8 protein-coding genes are annotated in these 7,024 nt (G+C 69.4%); 4 read left to right on the plus strand and 4 right to left on the minus strand.

The genetic code is table 11. The features are described 5' to 3' along the window. The 4 genes from BAY1663_RS21580 to BAY1663_RS25620 all read left to right on the plus strand — a co-directional run. Positions 1–695: NADPH-dependent F420 reductase (locus BAY1663_RS21580; RefSeq protein WP_051497208.1), on the plus strand; the 695-nt coding region annotated here is incomplete at its 5' end. A 94-nt stretch (positions 696–789) separates the two neighbouring features. After that, on the plus strand, positions 790–921 hold the full coding sequence (locus BAY1663_RS25610) for a hypothetical protein (protein ID WP_256206946.1): 132 nt from the start codon (positions 790–792) through the stop codon (positions 919–921). Further along, positions 921–1,742 carry a hypothetical protein gene (locus BAY1663_RS25615; protein WP_256206947.1) on the plus strand — a complete coding sequence of 274 codons (822 nt, stop codon included), beginning with the start codon at positions 921–923 and terminating at the stop codon, positions 1,740–1,742. The genes BAY1663_RS25610 and BAY1663_RS25615 overlap by 1 nt, the downstream gene beginning before the upstream one ends. Continuing rightward, entirely contained in the window at positions 1,637–2,347 is a 711-nt protein-coding gene (locus BAY1663_RS25620; protein WP_256206949.1) for a GMC family oxidoreductase, read from the plus strand. The genes BAY1663_RS25615 and BAY1663_RS25620 overlap by 106 nt, the downstream gene beginning before the upstream one ends. 10 nt (positions 2,348–2,357) lie before the next feature. Here BAY1663_RS25620 and BAY1663_RS21590 read toward each other — a convergent pair whose 3' ends face one another. The 4 genes from BAY1663_RS21590 to BAY1663_RS21605 form a co-directional block, all read right to left on the minus strand. Beyond that, a complete protein-coding gene (locus BAY1663_RS21590; protein ID WP_037044921.1) occupies positions 2,358–2,537 on the minus strand; it encodes a hypothetical protein in 180 nt (59 codons plus the stop codon). Beyond that, the gene (locus tag BAY1663_RS21595) at positions 2,534–3,685 is read right to left on the minus strand and encodes a PepSY domain-containing protein (RefSeq protein ID WP_037044923.1); all 1,152 of its coding nucleotides are present in this window, start codon (positions 3,683–3,685) and stop codon (positions 2,534–2,536) included. The genes BAY1663_RS21590 and BAY1663_RS21595 overlap by 4 nt, the downstream gene beginning before the upstream one ends. 15 nt (positions 3,686–3,700) lie before the next feature. Continuing rightward, complete coding sequence (locus BAY1663_RS21600; protein WP_128576435.1) at positions 3,701–6,136, minus strand: TonB-dependent receptor; 2,436 nt, start codon at positions 6,134–6,136, stop codon at positions 3,701–3,703. A gap of 143 nt (positions 6,137–6,279) precedes the next feature. After that, positions 6,280–7,024: FecR domain-containing protein (locus BAY1663_RS21605; RefSeq protein ID WP_037044926.1), on the minus strand; the 745-nt coding region annotated here is incomplete at its 5' end.

A 7,024-nucleotide genomic window follows, 5' to 3' on the forward strand; every position in this document is an offset into this window, starting at 1 on the left:
ACCGCCTCGCCGCCTGCCTGCTGGGCCTGACACTGGCGCTGGGCGCTGCATGGGGTGTGGCGCAGGAACAGCCGGTGCGCATCGGCATCATCGGCACCGGCAATATCGGCAGCGCCCTGGCCCGGCTCTGGGTGGAGGCCGGGCATTCGGTGATGATCTCCTCGCGCCATCCCGAACGCCTGCAGCCCCTGGCCGACGAGCTGGGCGAGCGCGCCCGCGTCGGCACGGTGCGCGAGGCTGCGGCGTTCGCCGAGGTGATCCTGCTGGCGGTGCCCTACGCCGCTACCCCGCAGGTGGGCCGCGACCACGCCACGGAACTCGAAGGCAAGATCGTGCTGGATGCCGGCAACCCCATCCCCGCGCGCGACGGCCCCATGGCCGAGGAAGCTCGCGAGCTGGGCGCCGGACTGGCCTCGCAGCGTTTCCTGCCGGGCGTGCGGCTGGTCCGCGCGTTCAACGCCATCTCGGCCTACAACCTGCGCAGCCAGGCCCATCGCGACGGCGAGCGCCTGGCCATCCCCTTGGCCGGCGATGATGACGAGGCCCTGCGCGTCGCTACGCGACTGATCACCGATGCCGGCTTCGATCCGGTGATCGTCGGCCCGTTGAGCAGCGCCAGGCGCTTCGACTACGGCTCCGGCCTTTCGGCGAGGATGCTGACCGCCGCCGAGCTACGCGAAGCGCTGGGGCTGTAGGGTGCGGGGCAGCGGAACTCCCGCCGCTAGCGCTTGCCACACGCCTTGAAACCCGCGCCGATGGTGTGGCGCCCGCAAAGGCCGGTGAATGAACATGAAAAGACGACGCCTGCTCAAGCTCGGCCTGTTGAACCTGCTACTGCTCACCGGGCTTCCCGGGGCGCGTGCGCACCTTGCACGCCACGTCGAGCGCGGCGGCTGGATCCTGCGCCCGGAAGACGACTGATGAAGGTCAGCGTCGAACAGCTCGCCGGAGCGCCGCCGTTCGACTATTGCATCGTCGGCAGCGGTCCGGCCGGCATCACCCTGGCCCTGGCGCTGGAAGACGCCGGCAAGCGCATCCTGCTGCTCGAAGGCGGCGGCGAATCGCCCTCCACAGCGGGCCAGGAACTCTATCGTGGCGAAACCCTCGGGCATGTCTACCGGCCGCTGGACAGCTGCCGGATACGTGCCTTCGGCGGCTCGTCGAACGGTTGGGGCGGCTGGTGCCGGCCGCTGGACGCGATGGACTTCGCGGCCAAACCGGGCCTGCCCGACAGCGGCTGGCCGATCGACCGCCGCGACCTCGAGCCCTATGCGGCCCGCGCGGACGAGCTGTTCGGCCTGGGCCCCGCCGAAGACGAACCGCCGCTGCCCGGCGCGCCGCTCAAGCAGAGCCGCTTCCGCTATTCCACGGTGAACTTCGGCCAGCGATACAAGGAGCGCCTGTTCGCCTCGGCGAACGTCGCGGTGGCCCTGGATACCAGCCTGCTGGCGATACTGAGCGACGGCACGGCGGTCACCGGCCTGCAGGTGGACGCCGGCGGAATGCGCGGAAGCGTCGCCGCGCGGTGCTACATCCTGGCCACCGGCGGCATCGAGAACAGCCGCCTGCTGCTGTGGAGCAACCAACTGGCGCAGGGCGCATTGATCAGGCGGCCGGCGACCTGGGCCGCTACTGGATGGAGCACCCGCACTTCACCCTCGGCGAGACCCTGCTCAGGCAGCGCGCCGGCCTGCATTTCGACGAGAAGAACGTCGGTTTCGTATCCCCCGCGCCGGAACTGATGGCGCGCAAGCAACTGCTCAACTGCGGCTTGCGGATCATCCGCGGCGGCGAGGCCGAGGCGCTCGCCAGCATCCGCCGGCTGGCCCGGGTCGCACCGCGCCTCGCCGCCACCCTGCTGCACGATTATCGCCAGGGGCAGAGTTACGGGGCGCTGCTGCGCGCCAGCTGGGAACAACGCCCGCGTGCGGAAAACCGCGTCACGCTGGCACCGGAGAAGGACCGGCTCGGCATCCCCCGGGTGAGGCTGTACTGGACGCTGGACGACGAGGACAAGCGCAGCGCCCTGGAAAGCGCCCGTTGCCTGGGGCGCTATATCGCCGATTACGACTTCGGCCGCCTGCGCCTGGAGCACTGGCTGTCCACCGCCGATCCGTTCCCGGACGACGACGAACTCGGCGGCTGCCACCACATGGGCGGCACCCGCATGGCGCGCACGCCGGAACAGGGCATCGTCGACCGCGACTGCAAGGTGTTCGGCCAGCGCAACCTCTATATCGCCGGCTCCTCGGTCTTCCCCAGCGGCGGCTTCGCCAACCCGACCTACACCATCGTGCAGCTGGCGCTGCGCCTGGCCGAGTACCTGGCGCGGCAGGACCGCGCCTGAGCGCGCCCGCTCAACCCGGCCTGGCCGCGCGCCACCACACCCAGCCGATCAACAGCAACGGGATGCCGAGGGCCAACCAGGACAGCAGGTCGTGGATACCATCGCCCAGCAATGCCGAAAGCAACCCGAAGAGGCTGAGCAGAGCGAGCGCCAAGGGCCAGCGGAAGATCAGCCACAATCCGCGTCTCATACTCCGCCCTCCGTGCCCAGACCACCGGCATCCAGTTCGGCCAGGCGCTTCTCCAGCGGCGCCTTGCGCCGGCCCAGCCAGAGGTACAGGCCACTGGCGAGGATGACGATGGAAACCAGGTCGAGCAGCGTCCAGATGATCTTCAGCGGCAGGCCGCCGTAGTCGCCGAAATGCAGCGGCTGCGAGAGGAACAGGGTCTTCACGTACCAGGGCATCTCGCGCATGTCGGTCAGCTCGCCGGTCTGCGCATCCACCAGCGCAGGCTTGAGCAGGCGCTCGGTGACGGGCGTGGCGCCGCGCATGAACACCGCGTAGTGGTGCCGGCTGCTGAACTGGGTGCCGGGAAAGGCCACCAGGCTGACCTCCATTCCGGGCGCCGCCGCACGCGCGGTCTCCAGCGCCTGGTGCAGCGAGCCGGGCGTCTGCAGCGGTGGCGCATCCTGGTAGGGCGCGGTCATTTCCGCCAGTTGCCCGCCCTGCCAGAGCGAGAGGATCGGCAGCGCCAGGGTGTTGATCACCCCGGTGATGCCGACCACCAGCACCCAGGCCAGGGTGACGATGCCCAGTGCGTTGTGCAGGTCCAGCCATTTCAGCCGGCGGCTGCGTCCGCTGCGCACGCTGACGAAATCCAGCTTGCGCATGAACGGCGTGTAGACCACCACGCCGGACACCAGCGAGACCACCAGCAGCAGGCCCATGAAGCCGAGGAACAGGTAGCCCGGCAGTCCCAGGAACAGGTCGGTGTGCAGCTTGAGCATCAGGTACATGAAGCCGCCGGGCGGCGGCAGCGGATCAAAGAACTCGCCGGTGCGGGCATCGAATGGCTGGATATGGCCGTTCTCCGGCGGCGGCTGCAGGCTCGGCGCGGTGAGCACCGCGCCGAGCGGCTCGTCCTGCTCGAAGAAGACGAAGCGCGCCACCTCGCCGGGCCGCGCCGCCAGGGCGCGGGCCAGCACCAGGTCGTAGTCGATGGCCGGCGACGCGGCGGTGAGCGGCGCGAGTTCGGGATGCGGCTCGAAGTAGTGTTCGATCTCCTCGTGGAAGATCAGCGGCAGGCCGGTGAGGCACAGCAGCAGCAGGAAGAGCGTGGAGATCAGGCTGGTCCACTTGTGCACCAGGTACCAGTTGCGCAAGGCTCGTGCAGTCATGTTCGGCTCGGCTCGTCAGAGGTCCACGCTCGCGGAGAGCTGCAGGGTGCGCCCGGTGCCCAGGTACAGGTAGCCGGCGGTCGAGGTGCCCCAGTAGTCTTCGTCGAACAGGTTGTCCAGATTGGCGCGCAGCACCACCGGCCGGCCTTGCGCCACGAAGCGGTAGCGAGCGCCGACGTCGACCCGGACCCAGTCCGGAATGCTCAGGCGGTTGGCCGGGTCGACGTACTGCTCGTCGGTGTAGAGGGTGCGCGCGGTCAGGGTCAGGCCGGGGACCGCGCCCAGATCCCATTCGCCGCCCAGGTTGAGCTGCTTGCGCGGCACGCCGATGGCATCGTTGCCGTCGTTGGCGCCGTCCTGGGTCTTGGTCAGCTTGGCCTGGGTGTAGGCGCCGCCGCCGAGCAGGCGCACGCCCGGCATCACCTCGCCGAACAGGCTCAGTTCCAGGCCGCGGTTGCGCTGCTCGCCGCCGGCGGTGAAACGGCCGTTGTCGTTAATGCTGCTCGGCCGCTCGATCTCGAAGGCGGCCAGGGTGGCGCCGAAGGTGCCCCATTCGCCCTTCACGCCGACTTCCTTCTGCCGGGAGACATAGGGCGCGAGCATCTCGCCGGCGTTGCTGGCGCCGATGGGCGCGGTCTCGCCCTGGCTCAGGCCTTCCACGTAGTTGGCGTACAGCGAGATGTTCTCCCACGGCTTGATCACCAGGCCGACCAACGGAGTCAGTTCGTCCTCGTCGTAGCCGGCACCGTCCGGGGTGCCGACGTTCATCACGTAGTTCTGCGCCTCGACCCGCTGCTGGCGGACGCCGAGGGTCAGCTCGAGGCGGCCGTCGAGCACCGACAGGGTGTCGGCCAGCGCATAGCTGGTCAGGGTGGCGCTGGTGTACTTCTCGGCATGCTTGGCGATGCCGCCGGTACCCGGGGTGCTGCTGTAGACCGGGTCGTACAGGTTGGAATTGCGCGCGGAGAAGGAGCTGAAGTCGAAGAAAATGTCAGCGTTCTGTACCACGCGGGTGGCGCCGAGGCTCAGGCGGTGCGTCACCGGCCCGGTATCGAATACGCCGCGCAGGCCGGCCTCGGCGGAGTGGGAGGCCACGTCGTAGATCTGCCAGGCCGGGGACGAGGTGAAATCACCGGCGTCGTTCAGCAGCGTCACGTTGCCGGCCAGCGCATCCATCTCGCTGCGGCGGTCGCCATAGCCGGCGTAGGCGGTCAGGCGGTCGCTCAGGTCGTATTCGCCGCGCACCATCAGGGTGCGGTCCTTCATCTCGGAGTAGCCGTAGCCCGGGTAGTTGAGGTCGTTGTCCGGAGCATGGGGAATCTTCGTCAGGCCAGGGCCGAAGGCAACGGAGAACTGGCGGACTACGTTGTCGATGTCCTCGCGCTGGTAGATGTAGTCGGCCGACAGCCGCAGGCGCTCGCCGGCGTAGTCCAGCCCAAGGGAGCCGAGACGGCTTTCCAGCGCTTGCCGGTCCACCGTGGTATCGCCGTCGCGATAGGCGCCGTTGAAGCGCACGCCGAATGCATTGCCTTCGCCGAAGCGGCGGCCGAGGTCGACCTGGGTGCCGAACACCGAGTCGGACAGGTAGCTGACCCCGACCCGCGCCAGCGGCTGATCCTCGGCGCGCTTGGTCACCAGATTCACCGCCCCGCCGATGTTGCCGCTCGGCGGCATGCCGTTGAGCATCGCGCTCGGGCCCTTGACCACCTCGATGCGCTCGGCCATCTCCACCGGCACACGGAAATGCGGCGCCAGGCCGTACATGCCGTTGAACGCGATGTCGGCACTGGCCATGGGAAAGCCGCGCAGGGAGAAATCTTCGTTGAGGTTGGTGCGGGCGCTGCCGATCTGTGCCGAGGGCTCGTTGGCCAGTACGTCGGCCACGCTGCGCGCCTGCTGGTCCTCGATGGTCTGCGCGGTGTAGCTGGTGATGCTGAAGGGGGCGTCCATCAGGTCGGTGTTGCCGAGCACGCCCAGGCGCCCGCCTCGTGCCACCTGGCCGCCGGCGAACGCTTCCGGCAGGGCGTCGGTGGACGCCTGGCCGATCACCAGCGCGCTGGGCATTTCCAGGATGTTCGCCTCGGCGGGCAGGCGCACCAGGGTGTAGCTGCCATCCTCGCGCAACCGCAATCGCAGGCGATTGCCGCCGAGCAGACGGTTGAGGCCCTCGACGGAGCCGTAGTGGCCACTCAGCCCGGGGCTCTGCAGCCCTTCGGTCAGGGCCGGGTCGAACGACAGCGACACGCCCGCCTCGCTGGCGAAGGTCGCCAGCGCCCTGCCCAGCGGCCCCGCCGGAATCTCGTAGCTGCGCACCTCGCCGGCCGGGGTATCCGCCGCCAACAGGGGCTGGCCGAGACCCGCCAGGGCCAGGGTCAGGGCGGCGCTGCGCACCGCCAGTCGCAGGCTGCGGCGGGACGAGTGAACGGGGATACGGGAATGCGGTGCGGACATGCGGTGCTTCCTCAGGCCCTGGGGCCATGCAATGGATGGATTCACCGTCCTTGCCAGCCGAGATCGAAAAAGGTCTCACCGCCCGGAAAAGATTTTGCCTGCTGCGGATAGGCGTACCACTGTAGGAGCGGGCCATGCCCGCCTCAGGCGCCGGCCGGCTCCAGGCTGATCCAGTAATCGGTCAGCCGCCGCACGCGGACCGGATAGGTGGCGGCGAGCATCGCCAGGCTGCGCTCGCGGTCATGCAGCGGATAGGCGCCAGAAATCGCCAGCCCGGCCACCGCCGGATCGCAGCGCAGCACGCCGCGGCGATAACGGGCCAGTTCCGCGGCCAATTCGCCGAGCGCCATGCGGTCGGCCATCAGCATGCCCCGCGTCCAGGCCACCGCCGCCGCATCCGCCGACGTCAGCGACCCGACCCGGTTACGATCGAAGCGGCCCTGCTGGCCGGCCGTCAACCACACCGGGGCGCCGTCGCGGGGCGACACTCGCACCGTCCCTTCGAGCACCACCAGTTGGGCATCATCGCCGCGCTCGCGCAGGCTGAAACGACCCGTGGAGCTCGCCAGAGTGCCCATCGTCGTGTCGACCAGCAGCGGCCGGTGGCCGGCAGCAATGCGCAACAGCAGTTCGCCACGCAGCAGGCGGACCAACCGCCGTTCGCCATGGAAATGCAAGTCGACCGCACTGTCGGTGTTGAGCGTCAGCTGGCTGCCATCCGGCAGAGCGGCCTCGCGCACCTCGCCGATGGCGGTGTGCTGGTCGGCCAGCCAGTCCTGCCAGGGTGCCTCGCGCCAGGCGGCCCAGGCCAGCGGGACCGCGCCCAACAGCACGCCCAGTTGCTTGAGCGCCTGGCGGCGCCCCAGGCCGCGATCGCGTCCGAGCGTC

The organism is Pseudomonas sp. BAY1663 (assembly GCF_000582595.1).
In the GTDB taxonomy this organism is placed as follows: domain Bacteria; phylum Pseudomonadota; class Gammaproteobacteria; order Pseudomonadales; family Pseudomonadaceae; genus Stutzerimonas; species Stutzerimonas stutzeri_AF.